The 15661-nt window shown below is 60.0% G+C and carries 12 protein-coding genes; 7 read left to right on the forward strand and 5 right to left on the reverse strand.

Translation table 11 applies throughout. The features are described 5' to 3' along the window. Positions 1 to 215 precede the first annotated feature (215 nt). Positions 216 to 1100 (forward strand): SDR family oxidoreductase, encoded by an 885-nt coding sequence (locus LRS40_RS22120; RefSeq protein WP_142488994.1) that lies wholly within the window; start codon positions 216 to 218, stop codon positions 1098 to 1100. Between the two features lie 428 nt (positions 1101 to 1528). Continuing rightward, positions 1529 to 2521 carry a hypothetical protein gene (locus LRS40_RS22125; protein WP_231312694.1) on the forward strand — a complete coding sequence of 331 codons (993 nt, stop codon included), beginning with the start codon at positions 1529 to 1531 and terminating at the stop codon, positions 2519 to 2521. 234 nt (positions 2522 to 2755) lie between these two features. On the opposite strand, the gene LRS40_RS22130 is transcribed toward LRS40_RS22125, so the two are convergent. Further along, positions 2756 to 4138 (reverse strand): glycoside hydrolase family 28 protein, encoded by a 1383-nt coding sequence (locus LRS40_RS22130; protein WP_231312695.1) that lies wholly within the window; start codon positions 4136 to 4138, stop codon positions 2756 to 2758. 263 nt (positions 4139 to 4401) lie between these two features. On the opposite strand from LRS40_RS22130, the gene LRS40_RS22135 reads away from it, so the two are divergent. From LRS40_RS22135 to LRS40_RS22145, 3 genes are all read left to right on the forward strand, one after another. Continuing rightward, on the forward strand, positions 4402 to 5196 hold the full coding sequence (locus LRS40_RS22135; RefSeq protein WP_231312696.1) for an SDR family oxidoreductase: 795 nt from the start codon (positions 4402 to 4404) through the stop codon (positions 5194 to 5196). 145 nt (positions 5197 to 5341) lie between these two features. After that, positions 5342 to 5578, forward strand: coding sequence for a DUF1272 domain-containing protein (locus LRS40_RS22140; protein ID WP_231312697.1), 237 nt, complete (start codon positions 5342 to 5344; stop codon positions 5576 to 5578). A 26-nt stretch (positions 5579 to 5604) separates the two neighbouring features. Beyond that, entirely contained in the window at positions 5605 to 6978 is a 1374-nt protein-coding gene (locus LRS40_RS22145) for a Xaa-Pro peptidase family protein (protein ID WP_231312698.1), read from the forward strand. Between the two features lie 131 nt (positions 6979 to 7109). Here the strand turns inward: LRS40_RS22145 and ttrA are convergent, their stop codons facing one another. Genes ttrA through ttrB form a run of 3 tightly spaced genes read right to left on the reverse strand, consistent with a single transcriptional unit; the run spans position 7110 to position 11902 of the window. Then, positions 7110 to 10178, reverse strand: a complete 3069-nt coding sequence (gene ttrA, locus LRS40_RS22150; protein ID WP_231312699.1) for a tetrathionate reductase subunit TtrA — start codon at positions 10176 to 10178, stop codon at positions 7110 to 7112. Then, on the reverse strand, positions 10171 to 11166 hold the full coding sequence (gene ttrC / locus LRS40_RS22155; RefSeq protein WP_231312700.1) for a tetrathionate reductase subunit TtrC: 996 nt from the start codon (positions 11164 to 11166) through the stop codon (positions 10171 to 10173). The genes ttrA and ttrC overlap by 8 nt, the downstream gene beginning before the upstream one ends. Next, positions 11156 to 11902 carry a tetrathionate reductase subunit TtrB gene (gene ttrB / locus LRS40_RS22160; protein WP_142488986.1) on the reverse strand — a complete coding sequence of 249 codons (747 nt, stop codon included), beginning with the start codon at positions 11900 to 11902 and terminating at the stop codon, positions 11156 to 11158. The genes ttrC and ttrB overlap by 11 nt, the downstream gene beginning before the upstream one ends. 164 nt (positions 11903 to 12066) lie before the next feature. Here ttrB and ttrS point away from each other — a divergent pair, with 164 nt between their 5' ends. Both ttrS and ttrR read left to right on the forward strand, forming a co-directional pair. After that, positions 12067 to 13803, forward strand: coding sequence for a tetrathionate respiration histidine kinase TtrS (gene ttrS / locus LRS40_RS22165; RefSeq protein ID WP_231312701.1), 1737 nt, complete (start codon positions 12067 to 12069; stop codon positions 13801 to 13803). Beyond that, positions 13803 to 14384, forward strand: a complete 582-nt coding sequence (ttrR, locus tag LRS40_RS22170) for a tetrathionate respiration response regulator TtrR (protein ID WP_231312702.1) — start codon at positions 13803 to 13805, stop codon at positions 14382 to 14384. The genes ttrS and ttrR overlap by 1 nt, the downstream gene beginning before the upstream one ends. A gap of 28 nt (positions 14385 to 14412) precedes the next feature. Here ttrR and ampC read toward each other — a convergent pair whose 3' ends face one another. After that, the gene (gene ampC / locus LRS40_RS22175) at positions 14413 to 15555 is read right to left on the reverse strand and encodes a CMY2/MIR/ACT/EC family class C beta-lactamase (RefSeq protein ID WP_231312703.1); all 1143 of its coding nucleotides are present in this window, start codon (positions 15553 to 15555) and stop codon (positions 14413 to 14415) included. Positions 15556 to 15661 lie beyond the last annotated feature (106 nt).

Here is a 15661-nt window from a genome sequence, read left to right on the forward strand (position 1 = left end):
TAATACCACTCGGAGAAGCCTTAATCGCCCCGGTATCAGCGACAGGCTTTACACGCGGTTTTACCGCCTGATGACGTCGCTTATTTTTGGGTATGTCATAAAGAGAGAAAAAGCAAAAATATATCCAAAAGAAGAATAGTCCGAATTATGCCGTCCGGAAATGTGTCTCTTGTCACAATGGCTATTATTTATATTCAATAACTAAGGAGGCCGGGATGACATCAGGAAACACCACTTCAAAACACTACCCACGTCCACCCTTTGTGGAGCAGCCACAACAAATGCCCGGACTGGCATCAGAAATGAAGCCAATTCCCGATCACGGCGAGACAAGTTATATCGGATCCGGGAAACTTGCAGGTAAAAAAGCACTTATTACCGGTGGTGACTCCGGTATTGGACGCGCCGTCGCAATCGCTTATGCCCGCGAAGGTGCCGATGTGGCCATTGGTTATTTACCGGAAGAAGAAACTGATGCTGCGGCCGTTATCGCGCTTATTCAGGCTGAAGGGCGTAAAGCCGTCGCTATCCCCGGTGATATTCGGGTAGAGTCGTTTTGCGATACCCTGGTTGAACGGGCAGTGAGTGAACTGGGCGGTCTCGATATTTTGGTTAACAATGCCGGCCGACAGCAGTATTGCGAGTCCATTGAAGAGCTGACGACAGCCGCGTTCGACGCCACCTTCAAAACCAACGTGTATGCCCCCTTCTGGATCACGCGCGCCGCGCTGCGTCACCTCACGGAAGGCGCGGCGATCATTAACACCTCCTCGGTTCAGGCCTTCAAGCCCAGCGAAATTCTGCTGGATTATGCCCAGACCAAAGCCTGCAACGTGGCGTTCACGAAATCCCTGGCAAAACAGCTGGGTCCGAAAGGCATTCGGGTGAATGCCGTGGCCCCGGGCCCATACTGGACGCCACTGCAATCCAGCGGCGGACAGCCTCAGGAGAAGGTGCAGCAGTTTGGTGCTGATACCCCGCTGGGAAGACCAGGCCAGCCGGTTGAAATTGCCCCTCTGTATGTTCTGCTGGCGTCCGAAAGTTGCTCTTATGCCTCAGGTCAGGTCTGGTGCTCCGACGGTGGTACCGGCGTCGCGTAGCGGTTTATTAAATCCGGCGCGCCTGATGAACAGTAAGGAATATTATAAAATCCGTTACCTTAAGCGGTAACGGATTTTTAATGAGCACGACACCCCGTCCTGAATATTATTGCAGGCGCGTAGATTGTGCGGGAAATTCTTGACTCAAGCATCACCGCTGCCGGCACGCTTATTTCTTTGGATCAAAACGTGCCCGGTGCAAAATTATCAACTATCCTAAGATCATTGATTAGATTTCTATATTCAATTTTCAGCTGTTTTATTTTCTTAAACTTTTAGCGATGGTCTCGTTATAAGTTGTATCGATCGGTCCTGAAAGCGTTTCAATGTTGAAGTTGATAATGATTCCTGTTTTTTCAATCAGTTCCTGGTACTGAACGCATAACAGACCTGCGTTCCGGCATAAGATTATTTAAAGGACAACAGCTATGACTCACATTCACGATCATTCCACTGCTAACACTCAGTATGTTGATCCGCGTCTGCCCCTGCCCGACGCGAGCAGCAGTAGTGCCGTATCATGGGGCGCCATCTTTGCTGGCGCGGCGGCGGCGGCTTCCTTGTCGTTGATCCTGCTGATGCTGGGCGCCGGGCTAGGCCTGACTTCCGTCTCGCCATGGGAAAACGAGGGGCTCGAAGCCGGTACGGTTGGTATTGCGGCGATAGGTTGGCTGACGTTCACGCAGATCGTGGCGTCCGGTATGGGAGGTTATTTAGCCGGGCGACTGCGCACCAAATGGGTTTCTACCCATACCAATGAAATTTACTTCCGCGATACTGCGCATGGATTTTTGGCCTGGGCGGTCGCTGCGCTGGTCTCGGCAATGCTGTTAACCTCCACCGTGAGCTCCATTGTGGGAGGAAGCGCGAAAGTCGTGGGTTCCGTAGCAGGCGGGGCTGCCGCAGCCACGGTAGGCGGCGCGGCGGGTATGGCGAACGCATCATCTGAAGGTTCCGGTTCCCCAATGGCGTATTTCGTTAATTCGATGTTCCGTCCGGGTGCCCCGGCTGCGACACCTGATACGTCAGTAACCCCGGATGCGCCAGCAGCGGCTCCCGCTACACCGGCGCCCTCCGCGCCTCAGCAGGAGCTCACCCCAGCTCAGCTGAATGAAGTGACCGGTATTTTTACCAACAGTATCACCACCGGCCAGTTACCTCAGGAAGATCGTCAGTATGTCGCGCAGCTGATTGCTCAACGTACCGGTATCAGTCAGCAAGAGGCTGAACAGCGGGTACAAACCACGTACGACAAAGCCCAGGCGAAATTAAAAGAGACGAAAGAGAAAGCTCAACAGGCGGCTGATACCGCACGTAAAACGACTAGCTATCTCATGCTCTGGACATTTATTTCTCTGTTGGCGGGTGCTTTTGTCGCCAGCCTGTGTGCGACCTTCGGTGGCCGTCAACGCGATCTTTAATACTTAATTAAGCAGGAGGTTTACATGCGCTCATTACTACTGTTCTTTTTAGGCGTCCCGATCCCAATCATTATTCTGATTGCGCTGTTCTGGCACTAATCGGTATCTGACAGGATACATCCAGTTAAAACATAAATGCCCGGAAGGGCATTTATGTTTTCTGCGTGGGTTGCTCCCCCTCCCTCAGGAGGGGGGCGTTGCGCAGATCCCGCCGCAGTTGTCCTGGCTTTCAGGTTATTCGCGGACGATAGCGCCCGCATCCTGGCGGATCGTCGGCCCCTCTTTCACCTTCAGGCTGAGTCCTTTAGTCTCCAGTTCGGCATTGCGAATGCGCAGCCCCTGAGCGGCTTTAATATTGACGTTGGTGAAATGGAAACCGCTGAGTGGGGCTTCCGGGGTGCCAATAATATAGGCTGCCGCCTTGCTGTCACCGGTAGACGTTAAGTTCTCCACAGTGATGTTACTGAAGTGCGGGGTGGTGTGTTTGTCGAAGGGCTGTTTCGGATCGCTGTCCGGCGGATAGATCTGCTCCCCGAGGGTAAAACCGCCCGCCTGCAGCAGCTTGTCAACCTCTGCCTCAACAATAGGCGCGGCTTTATAGTAGGCGGAGAAGACCAGGGGCACTTCGACGTTGTGCATTTTGGTATTGCGGTAAACGATGTTTTTCACCTCGCCCCCCTTACCGCGCGGGCTTTTGATGCGGATGCCGTACATCGACCCCTCGAAGGTGTTGTTTTCCACCAGCACGTTATTCACCCCACCCGCACTCTCGCTGCCGATGGAGATCCCGCGTCCCTGCTTCAGGGTGTTATTGGCAATATAGATATTATCCACCACGCCATCCGGGAAGCGTGGGTCCGCTTTTTCCGCTTTGATGGCGATGTGATCGTCGTTGCAGTCAATGTAGTTATTGGTGATACGAATGTTCTGGCTGTCGATAGGATCGATGGCGTCGGTATTTGGCGCATGCCAGGGGGAGAGAATGCGCGTCCCGTTAATATCGACATCGTGCGCATAGCGCGTCACCACGTGGAAGCTCGGCGAATGGGTCAGTGTGACCCCATCGATAAGCACGTTGTTCGAGCGCGTAATATAAATCAGCCGTGGCCGATCGGTCCCGCCCTTCTTACCTGTCGCGCGGATGTTTTCCCGCCAGCGCTCCCACCACACGGCGCCCTGACCGTCGATAGTGCCTTCGCCGACGATAGCGACATTTTGCGTATCCGCGATGCTGATAAACGGCAGCCAGCCGTTTTCCGCTTCGGCATATTTTGATTTTTCATCGGCACGATAAGCCGCAACTTCGGTTGACGCCACCAGGGTGGCATCTTTCTCCAGCTTCAGCTGGATGTTATTGCGCAGAAAGAGCGGGTTGGTCAAAAAATTGCCTTTGGGTACCAGCACGGTTCCGCCGCCTGCGGCAGCGCAGTCGTCAATCGCTTTTTGAATAGCCCCGGTGTTGAGAGCAATCTGTAATCGATGGCCCTCTGCGCCGTAGTCGGTGACCTTACAGACTTTATCGGGAAATTTAACGGAACTCGCGGCCTGGACGGCGTGAAGCGGTATCAGGCTCGCCACAGCGGCGGCAGCCCACAGAGGTAAAGTGCGGGAGATCATAACGTCATCCTTTTATGGTTTGTTGTTTTGCAAAATTAGCACCGCTGTTTCTTTTCTGTGAGTGTGACGATCACGCTTTGCTGCATGTCGTTATTTTGCCTGAAAATAACGCTGATTTTTTGGGCAAATGACACAACTTCCCCGCCCTTTCCCCTTCGCAAAGATAAAAAAACCTTCCGCAATTGGTTGCATTATAAAACCACATAGCGCAGGCTTTATTTAGTTTTATGTTGAAACCAATTAACGCATTCCGAGGTATCACAATGAGTACGCAACGTTCTACGGCTTTGATTACAGGTGCATCTTCCGGGATTGGCGCGGTCTACGCCGACCGTCTCGCCGCCCGCGGTTACGATCTGGTACTGGTGGCCCGCCGGGAAGCGCGCCTGCTGGCGCTGGCGGAACAGCTGGAGCAGCGCTACGGGGTGAAGGTTACCACCCTGACGGCGGATCTTACCGATGAAACCGGGATCCGTGCCGTGGAGGAGATCCTGCACAGCAATACCGCTATCGATACCCTGATCAACAATGCCGGCACCGCGCAGATGACCCCCTTCCTCGCGGGAGATGTGGTGCAGCATCAGGCGATCAACATGCTCAACACTACCGCCCTGATGCGCCTCACCTATGCCCTGCTGCCGCGGCTGGCGCAGAACAACCGCGGCACCCTGATTAACATCGCCTCGGTGCTGTCGATTCATGCCCGGGCGGGCAGCGCGCTCTACAGCGCCACCAAAGCCTGGGTGCTGAATTTTACGCGCGGGTTGCAGGAGGAGTTTGCCGACAGCCAGGTGCGGATCCAGGCGGTATTACCGGCAGCTACCGCCACCGAAATCTGGGGGCTGTCCGGCATCACTGCTGACGATCTGCCCGCCGGATCGGTGATGACTACCGACAATATGGTGGACGCAGCGCTGGCGGGGCTGGATCAGGGGGAGTTGATCACCATTCCGCCGATGCACGACGAAACCCTGTGGGCGCGCTACGAAGAGGCGCGGCTGGCGCTGTTTGCCAGCGCCCGCACCGGGGAACCGGCACCGCGCTATCTGCCCCGCTGAGGATTAACGCTTAAGCGGGTCACGTACTCGTTCATCCAGGCGGCCAGCGTGGACGCTGATCTCAACCCTGCGACACAGCTGTCGCGGGGTTAGGTTCTCTCTGGCATAGTGAAGCAGACGCAGCCTGCTGATAAGGAAGAACCCCATGCTCGAACTTCGCCCGAACTGTGAATGGTGTGACTGTGACCTGCCCCCTGACGCCCGGGACGCCAGAATCTGCTCCTTCGAATGCACCTTCTGCGCCGCCTGCGCCGAAACCCATCTCAACCATCGCTGTCCCAACTGCCAGGGGGAACTGGTGCGCCGCCCGGTGCGGCCGGCAAATAAGCTGGTGAATTCGCCGGCTTCCACCCTGCGGGTCCACGCGCAAAAAAGGGCCTGACTCCCCGCTTTCTGACGATGAGGTAAATGATGATCCAGTTGCAGACCATCCCGGCACCGCGCCAGTTCACCGGGGTGGCCCCGGTATTGCTCACCGATGCCACCCTGCTTGAGCGTAAAAATAAGGTGCTGACCCGCATGAACGAGGCAGGCTATGACGCCCTCGTGATTTATGCCGACAAGGAGCACGGGGGGAACTTCGAGTACCTGACCGGGTTTGTACCCCGCTTCGAGGAGGGGCTGCTGATCCTTGATAAGTCGGGCGCTGCTACGGCAATTCTGGGCAATGAGAACCTGAAGATGGCGCAGCATTCGCGGCTCCCGGTCACCCTGAAGCACTGTCCGTATTTCTCGCTGCCCAATCAGCCGATGGACAATGAGACCTCGCTGGAGACGCTGTTCAGCGACATCGGCCTTCACCGGCTCGGCAAAATGGGTCTTGTGGGCTGGAAAATGTTTACCGCTACAGGGGCCGATAATAAACACCTCTTCGATCTGCCGTACTTTATTGTCGAGGCGCTCAAAAACAGCACCGACGCGCAGCTGGAGAATGCCGCGCACCTGTTTATCGGCGGCGATAACGGTGCCCGGGTGACCAACAACGAGAACGAAATCGCCCATTACGAATATGGCGCTAATCTGGCCTCAGGCTGCATGCTGAATGCCATGAACGCGGTGGAGCCGGGGATCCGCGAAACCGAGCTGGGGGCGTTGCTCGCGGCGGAAGGCCAGTATCAGACGGTGGTGACCATTGCCGCCGCCGGGCAGCGTTTTGAGAAAGCGAATTTTTACCCCACGTATAAAAAGCTGGAGCGCGGCCAGCCGCTGTCGATGACCACCGGCTTTAAAGGCGGGCTATCGAGCCGGACCGGGTTTGTGATTGCCGACGAGAGCGAGCTGCCTGAAGCGCAGAAAGATTATCTCGATCGGGTGGCGAAGCCCTATTTTGCGGCGGTCGCCAGCTGGCTTGAGACTATCCGCATCGGGATGCCGGGCGGCGAGATGTACGCCCATATCGAAAAGGTGCTCAACAAAACGCAGTATGGCTGGCACCTCAACCCCGGGCATCTCAGCGCCGATGAAGAGTGGATGTCCTCCCCCATTTATCCTCACTCCACCGAGACGCTGAAAAGCGGGATGATCCTGCAGATCGACATTATCCCCTCCGTACCGGGCTACACCGGGGTGAGCGCCGAGGAGAGCATCGCGCTGGCTGACCCGGCGCTGCAACGCAAAATCCAGACGCTCTATCCGGATGTATGGGCGCGGATTGTGACCCGCCGGACCTATATTCGCGACGTGCTGAAGATCAATCTCGCGGATGAGGCGATCCCGCTGTCGAATACCGTGGCCTATTTGCGCCCGTTCCTGCTGGCGAAGGAGAAGGCGTTTACCTGCTGAGGCGAAGGCTGGTACTGCCGTTTGCAATGACCAGATAAAGTATCAATAAATAACCTACCTCTCCCCCTCTCCTTTAAGGATGAGGGGGAAAAGACCGCCCCTGTAGTCGGCCCTTCACTTACCGTACCGGATCACACTTTCTCTATCCTGGCCGGTAACCCCTGGCGCACCGAGGAGCCCGTCACCCACTCCAGCCACGGACCGGGCACCTTACGGGTGGGATCGGCAAAACCGAGATCGTTGAGATTCACCCCAGAAGCAATCTGGCTTCGCTGCGCCATCGGCTCACCATCCAGCCAGTGTTGCCGCGCCCCCATCTCTTTGTGCCCGTAACCATGCTCCATGGCAATCACCCCTGGCATCACCCCGGAGAGTAAACTCACCTGCGCCTCCACGCTACCGCCCGGCGTCCGTATTCGGGCGAGATCGCCGTGCTGCAGGCCAAACCGCGCACCATCCTGCGGGTGGATCACCACCAGCCCCGTCGGCTTCACGTGGTGCAGCCGTTCCACGACGGTGCTTGAGCTGCTCATCACATTTGATTTAAACGACATCAGCTGCATCGGCCACTCCGCTGGCGGGTAGACCGCCTCCAGCGCCCGGCCATCAGACAGGCGGGCCGGATACCAGGTCGGGCAGCCGCTGAAGCGCTCGCCGGTGATGGCGTGTTTGTATGCCGCGACCTGCGGGTTCCAGATATGCAGCGGTTTAGCCCATTCGGTTCCCACCGTCTCCCCTGAGCGGCCCGAGGCATCCGGCGCAAACCGCCCTCCCCGGCTGTAGAGAAACGCCACCGGTAGCGCCTCCCGGGCCGTTAGGATCTGTTTGATGGCCGGGAAGATGCGATCCACGCCGGATAACAGGATGTCCTGCTCGTTGGCTCCGGGCAGCGGTTTCTGCCCGGCAAAGGCGATATTGGCGGCGGCGCGCAGGTAGTAATCCTCCGCGCGGTGTAGCGGGTGCATCTCCCCCTGCGCATCCGGGATGGCGTTGTCGCCAAACCCCGGGAGCTGCATTCGTGTGGCCACCGCAATGCAGAAGGCCTCCATGGAAACCGGCTCGCCCCCGGCGGTTTTCGCCGTCGCGGCGGCCACCACCGGCCAGCGCGCGGTGGTGGTTTTACTCGCCACGCCGCCCCACGGGGCGCTGAATCCCCAGCTTTCGAAATTATGCGTATCCGGCACGATATAGTCCGCCAGGGCGGTGGTCTCATTCATGAAAGCATCGATGGCGATAAACAGCGGCAGGCGCTGCGGATCCGCCAGGCGCTCCTCAATCACCCCCCGCAGCCCCGGGACGCCGTACAGCGGGTTGGTCATGTTGGAGATCCACGCCTTCAGCGGATAGGGGTACCCCTCCAGCGCGGAGGGCAGCAGCTCGGTCAGCTGCCCGGCGACAAAGGGATACCAGGGGGCACGGGCAGGCCACGGCGACTGGCCTGCGGCGATCTTCGCCTGATACTCCTCCGATTGGGCGTAGTCGGCTTTGCTGCGGGCGATATTGAGCCCTTTGGGCGCCACCTTGCCGGGGAACTGCTCCAGGTTGTAGCAGGGCCCGTTCACCTCGCCGTTGAATTTCCCGCCGCCGACAAACACCCCGCCGCTGAGGCTCATGTTCCCCAGCAGCACGTTGAGCATCATTACCGCCCAGGCGTTGTAGAACCCGTTCCCGGACATCATGCCGCCGTGGGTCACTACCGCCGCCTTGCGCCCGTAGCCTGTAAAGGTCGTGGCCAGGGCGACGATCTGATCCACCGCCACCCCGCACTGCTGGCTGTACTGCGCCAGGCTGAAGCGGTGGGCCGACTCTTTCAGACACTGAAAACTGCTTTTCACCGTCACCAGGGTGCTGTCGTGCAGGGTGACCTGCTGCGTCACGTAAAGCGCGCCGCGATCGCACTGGCTGACGGGCACCAGCTCGCCCGCCTCGTTCACCACCAGCGCCTCATCCCCCTGCCCGTCGCCGCCGTTCAGATGGGAAAGGTGTAAATGCTGGCCCGCCAGAGGGTGCGCTTCATCGGTAATGACCAGCCAGGTGGCGTTACTCCAGCTCTTCTCCCCGGCACGCGCCATCGCCTCGCGGCTGGTGAGCGTCAGATACTCTGCGGTATAGCGCTCGTTATCGATGATCCAGCGGATCATCGCCATCGCCAGCGCCGAGTCCGAACCGGGCTTCACCGCCAGCCAGTGGCCGCGATCGTCGGCCAGCACCGTGGTCAGCGGCAGGGCCGGCGAGACCACCACGTAATTGAATTTCCGCAGCCGGGCGCTGGCAAGCTGGCGGGCCTGACGCTTGAAGGGGTTACCCGACTGGGCCGGCGAGGTGCCCATAAACAGGGCAAACTCGACGTTTTCCCAGTCCGGTTTGGCGTGCGGGTTTTTATCCAGATCGCCCATCAGCGCCCCGGACCCGGCGCGGTAGGCCAGGCCGCAGTAGGCCCCGTGGGCACCAAAGTTCTTCGAACCGAAGCTGTTGAGGGCAAAACGGCGCAGGAAACCGTCCCGCCCCTCATCGCTGGTGTTGGTCACCAGCAGCTGATTGGCCTTCGGCCCCCAGGCGGGATGGCGGGCATCCACCGGGGTGGTGAGATCGCGAATGGCGCGCAGCCCGTCCACGTGCCCCTCGCCGAACAGGTTACCGCCCTCCACCACCTCTTCGATCAGCTGCTCAAAACTGATGCGTTGCCATTTGCCCTCGCCGCGTTTGCCCGCGCGCTTCATCGGGGTGAGGAGCCGCAGGGGGCTGGTCAGGCTTTCCAGCAGGGTGGCACCGCGCGCGCAGGCGGTGGAGAGGGACCCGAGCCCGCTTTCTCCGGCAAGGCGGGACATCGCCCCGGCAAACGGCATGCTGCTGGGGAACGGTTTCTCATGGGAGAGCGGATGCCAGGGGTTACCGGCGATGCGCAGCACCTGGTTCGCCTGCTTGTCGACCCGCACCCGGATGCCGCACAGCGTCCAGCAGCCAAAGCACTGGGTCATGGAGACCGCCTGGCCGGGCGTGTTCTGCCAGCCGTTATGGACGCTGCCTTCCGGCGGGAGCGAGTTTCCGTGGATCCGGTCGCGGGTCACCTTGCCGGAGGTGCCGTTGACCAGCCCCTCGAGGGCCCGTTGTGCGACATCGCGATAGCTCAGACCGAACGCGGCAAAACCCCCGGCGGCCACGCCGATTTTCAGCCATTGACGGCGGGATAATTTAGGCATGCTGATATCTCCTTGAAAGCCAGGTCACGCACTCCCCGAGGATAATCATCAGGGCCAGCCACAGGCCGAAAGTGCCGATAATCGCCAGCAGGCCGTCGGTGCCCATCGGCAGGGAATAGTCATTTGTCAGGGCGTTGTATTTCGGGATAATTTGCCCCCCCATCAGCACCGCCCAGCGCAGCGTCCAGCAGAGGATCGCCACCAGCAGCGCGCTTGCGAGGGTGATAAAGAACGGGGGCTGATACCGACTGGCATACAACGAGACTGCCAGCGCCGCCGCCCACAGCAGCATCAGGGTAAGCAGGTAAAGGCGGATGTCACCGCCGAGCTGCCACTGCTGGCGCAACGCTTCCCCCGACAGGGTATCGCCGAGAGACCACGCCAGCATCACCGCCCCGAGCAGGACGAGGGCCACAACCTGCCCCTGCGCCAGCCGCCGGGCGAGGTCGCGCATCACAAGACCGAGCAGCGCCAGCAGCGCGCTCATGGCGCTGAAGAACATCGCCACCGGGAGCCAGTAGCTGAACCACACCGGCCTGGCGCGCACCACGGAGACTTCCCGCCCGGTATAGAGCAGCAACCCGATGGCGGTCAGCGCCGCCGCCAGCGCCAGCCCGCGCAGCAGCCGGTTATTGCCCTTGCGCAGGTGAAACAGTAAGAACCACAGCCCCAGCAGCAGAGTGAACAGCGGTAAAAAGAGCGCGCCCCAGGGCATCCATGACCAGGGGGTCGGCCAGGCGTAAAAGTGCCAGAAGCGCGCGGTCTGGTGCAGGTCGGCGGTCAGCGCCAGCGGGGCGGTGATCCCGCAGGTCAGCGCGATGAACAGGCACACCCGCTCAAACCGCTCGCTGTGCCGGTGTCGCAGCCAGCGGGCCGCGCAGGCCAGCAGGACGGCGCAGGAGGCAATCCCGATAAAGAAAAAGTACTGCACGGCCCAGGGCAGCCAGGTGATGGCCTGGGGTTGAGCCAGCATCTCATCAATGATCATATTCCACCTCCTGCCAGAGTGCGGGTCGGGCGCGGCCCTGCAGCGGCGAGACAAAGGCCTCATCCAGGCCGAGATAGAAGACCTGCGGACGGGTGTTATTTTCCGGCTTCAGCACCTTGATTTCGTCCCGGTGCGTCGCCAGCATCCGGCTCAGGGTGCTGCGGGGATCTTTCAGGTCGCCGACGATCCGGGCGCCTCCCACGCAGGATTCCACACAGGCCGGCAGCAGCCCGGCTTCGAGGCGGTGCGCGCAGAAGGTGCATTTATCCGCCGTCTGGGTGGTATGGTTGATAAAGCGGGCATCATACGGGCAGGCCTGCACGCAGTAGGCGCAGCCCACGCAGCGGGTGTTGTCGATCACCACAATGCCGTCCTTGCGCTGGAAGGTGGCCTGCACCGGGCACACCGGCACGCAGGGCGGGTTATCGCAATGGTTGCACAGCCGGGGCAGCAGCACGTTGGTCACCTCGTCGCTATCGGCAAGCCGGACCTGATACTGACTGACGGTGGTGCGGAACGCCCCTTGCGGCGTCTGGTTCTCAATGGCGCAGCTTACCGTACAGGACTGGCAGCCGATGCAGCGGCGCAGATCGATAAGCATGGCGTAGCGATGCTGGTCGGAACCGCCATGCCGCTCAGGGCCGAACGCGATCTCTGCCTCTGCCAGCGGAACCAGCGCCGCGCCGGCCGTGACAACGCCCATTTTCTGTAAAAACTGGCGCTTACTGATGTCCATGTTGCCCTCCACTCAGTGCGCGTAAGAAAACGATCAGGGATGGTATTACCTGACCAAATGTGGTTATTTACAGTCTAAAAATCTGGCCGGGTCGCTCACTATTGTGGTTAACCACATAAACCCGATGGGCTTGATCTAACGCAAAAGAAAGGGGCAGGTATTGCATGGAGCGCAGCGTAAAAATCCTTTTGTTCCTGATCGTTACCGGCCTCACCTCCCCGCTGCTGGCAGCCGACTGGACCATCGGCATCCTGGCCTTACGCGGTGAAACCGCCACCCGCACCCACTGGCAGCCGCTGGTCGACTCGCTTAATCACGCCGTGCCCGATGCCCACTTCCGCCTGCTGCCGCTGGATCTCAACGGCATGCGCGAGGCGGTAAACCAGGGCACCATCCAGTTTGTGCTGACCAACCCGGGGCAGTTTGTCCAGCTCAACAGCCACTACCATCTGCGCTGGCTGTCATCGCTGCGCTCCGGGCAGGGATCCGCCGTGGAGAGCATGACCACCGGCAGCGTCATACTGGTGCGCAGCGCCAGCAGCATCACCCGCCCACAGGATCTGGCCGGAAGAACGCTGGGAGCGGTGGATGCGCAGGCCTTTGGCGGCTATCTGCTGGGCTACCGGGCGCTGCGTGATGCCGGGTTACAGGTGGATGACAGCAAGGTGCGCTTTGTCGGTTTTCCGGCCGATGCCCTGCTCTATTTGCTGCGTGAAGACGCTATTCAGGCCGCCATCGTGCCGGTCTGTTTACTCGAGAGCATGGACAGCGAGGGGCTGATCGACAAAAGCCAGTTTCGCGTGCTGCTGCAAAAAAACGTCGCCTTTCACTGCCTGACCAGCACCTCGCTCTACCCTGACTGGTCGTTTGCCGCGCTGCCCGGCGTGGACGACCGGGTGGCGGACGCGGTGACCCGGGCCCTGCTGAGTTCGCCCCGCTGGGGGGCTCCGACCTCCACCAGCGATACCGAAGCCCTGCTGCGGGAACTCAACCGCCACCCGGAGCAGCAGCGGATCGGGCAGACGGTGATCGACTGGATGCGCCAGCACCGGCTGGCTATCGGGCTGTGTTTACTGCTGGTGGTGCTGTTTATCGCCAACTATGGCTGGGTGATGGTGCTGGTGAATCGCCGTGGCAGGGCGCTGGAGCAGGCAAATAGCCAGCTGCTCGCCCAGCAGCAGACCCTGGAGCAGGCCCGACAGATGAGCATTCTGGGGGAGATGGCCTCCGGTTTTGCCCACGAGCTCAACCAGCCGCTGGCGGCCATCCGCATGTATGCCCAGGGCGGGCTGAACCATCTGTCCGCGGCTGAAAACCGTGCCGCGGTCGAAAAGGCGCTGGTCAATATTGAATCGCAGGCCGAACGCTGCGGGTTGATCATCCGCCACCTGCGGGAGTGGGCCAACCCGGCGCGACAGAGTGAACAGGCGACGGAAAGTGTGACCCCCTGCGATGTTGCCGGGACCCTCAGGCAGGTACTGACCCTCCTGCAGCTGGAGAAGGCCGCGCCCGGCCTTGCCGTACATCTGACCCGCCACCAAACCGTTATGCTCTTTTTGCCGCCGGTGGTGCTGGAGCAGGTGCTGGCAAATATCATTTTGAACGCGGTTCAGGCGGGTGCCAGCAACCTGTGGATTGACCTGGATCGCGATGAGCAGCAGCACCGGATAACCCTGCAGGATGATGCCGGCGGCGTCCCTGCGGAACAGCTCGCTGAGCTGTTCCGCCCCTTCCATTCCGGTAAAAAAACGGGCATGGGCCTGGGGCTGGTTATCTGCCAGCGGCTGCTGCGTGGCGTTAATGGCGATATCAGCGTAAACAACCACCGCGCGCCGGACGGGAGCGACGGGACGCGCGTGACCCTTACCTTTGCGATCGGCGAACACAACGGAAAAGCGTAATGATTCATTTAGTTGACGACGACGAGGCGGTCACCAGCGCCTGTTGCTATTTACTGGAGAGCCTGGGCCACAGCGTCCAGTGCTGGAACCGGAGTGAGCAGTTTCTGCGCGAAGCCCCGCTCGGGACGACCGGCGTCGCGCTGCTGGATATGCGGATGCCGGAGATGGACGGGCATGCGCTTTTTCAGGCCATGCGCGAGGCCAACAGCACCCTGGCGGTGATCTTTCTCACCGGGCACGGCGACGTACCGATGGCCGTCCAGGAGATCCAGTCTGGCGCGGTCGATTTTTTACAGAAACCCGTCGCCGCCGGGGCCCTGACGGCGGCCATTGAGAAAGGTTACGCCCACTCAGCGCGCCTGACACAGACCAACGAACTCAGGCTGCGCTACGCCACGCTGACACCAAAAGAGAAAGAGGTGGCACACTGGGTCGCCGCCGGCCTGATGAATAAAGATATTGCGCTAAAGATGCATATCGCGCTCCGCACGGTGGAGGTTCACCGGGCGCGGGTGATGGAGAAGATGGACGCGAAAAGCATGGCGGAGCTGGTGTTGCAGATTAACCGTTCAGGCGCATAAAAAAGCCTGCCGAAGCAGGCCTCCGTTATTACTGCAACGCGTCGAGAATGTGATACGCCGCCTTCACCCGCTCCGGATTGGGGTAATTTTTATTCGCCAGCATCACAATGCCGAGATCCTTCTCCGGGATAAAGGCGATGTAGCTGCCAAACCCGCCGGTCGCCCCGGTTTTATGCACCCATGAGGCCTTTACCGGCGGCTGCGCCGGGGTGATGGCCACGGCATCCCGCGCCGCCAGGGCGTACTTGTTATCCGCCCCGGCCTCCAGCGTTTGGGATGTCACCGGCCAGTTTAGCATCTCCCAGCCCAGCCCCTGATACATCTCCCCCACCTGCCAGTAGCGTGACTGGGCGATCGCCACCCCTTTTTTCAGGGACGCATTCTGAATGCCATCCGGCCGGAGGTTGGCCTGTAGCCAGCCCGCCATATCCACAATGGAGGTTTTCACCCCGTAGGCTTCTGCATCGAGCATGCCCGGTGAGACGTGCACCGCCTTGCCGTCCCGGTAGCCCCAGGCATAGTTCGCCCGCTCATTTTCCGGAACAGCGATCCACGTATGGGAGAGATTTAGCGGTTTCAGCACCCGATGGGTGAGCGCCTGCTCAAAATTCATTTTCGAAGGTTTCACCGCCAGGGCGCCAAACAGACCAATACTGGCATTGGCATACTGGCGCCTGGTCCCCGGAGCCCATTCCGGCTGCCAGGCCTGGTAGTATTTTTCCAGCGATGCGGTATCGGTGACGCGGTCCGGTACCTGTAGCGGCAGGCCGCCCGCGGTATAGGTCGCCAGATGCAGAAGCGTGATCCCTTCCCACTGCTTGCCCGATAACGCAGACCAGTACTTGCTGGCAGGATCGCTGAGCGCAATCTCCCCGCGCGCTACCGCATCGCCGCCCAACACCCCGGTAAAAGTTTTGCTTACCGAGCCGAGTTCAAACAGCGTCTGGCGGGTGACGGGCTTGTTCCCGGCGACGTCCGCCTGCCCCCAGGTGAAGAAGTAGGGTTTGCCCTGATAAATCACCGCCACCGCCATACCCGGGATCGCCTGCGCCTTCATCAGCGCCGTGATGGTGGGGTTAACCACCTGCGCGACCTGCGCCGCCTCCGGCGTAGTGGCCAACGCGGAACCGGACAGGCAGACAAGGAGCGCACAGAGCAATGATTTCTTCATCGGGATGATCTTTATCGAAAAGTGAGGAGGCTATTTTGCAGATCTGACGGAGGAATGTAAAACGGACCAGGGAGCCTGCACGGCCCCCTGGGGTGATGCTTGATGG

Origin of the sequence: Leclercia sp. G3L, from assembly GCF_021117075.1 — a bacterium.
In the GTDB taxonomy this organism is placed as follows: Bacteria; Pseudomonadota; Gammaproteobacteria; order Enterobacterales; family Enterobacteriaceae; genus Enterobacter; species Enterobacter adecarboxylatus_C.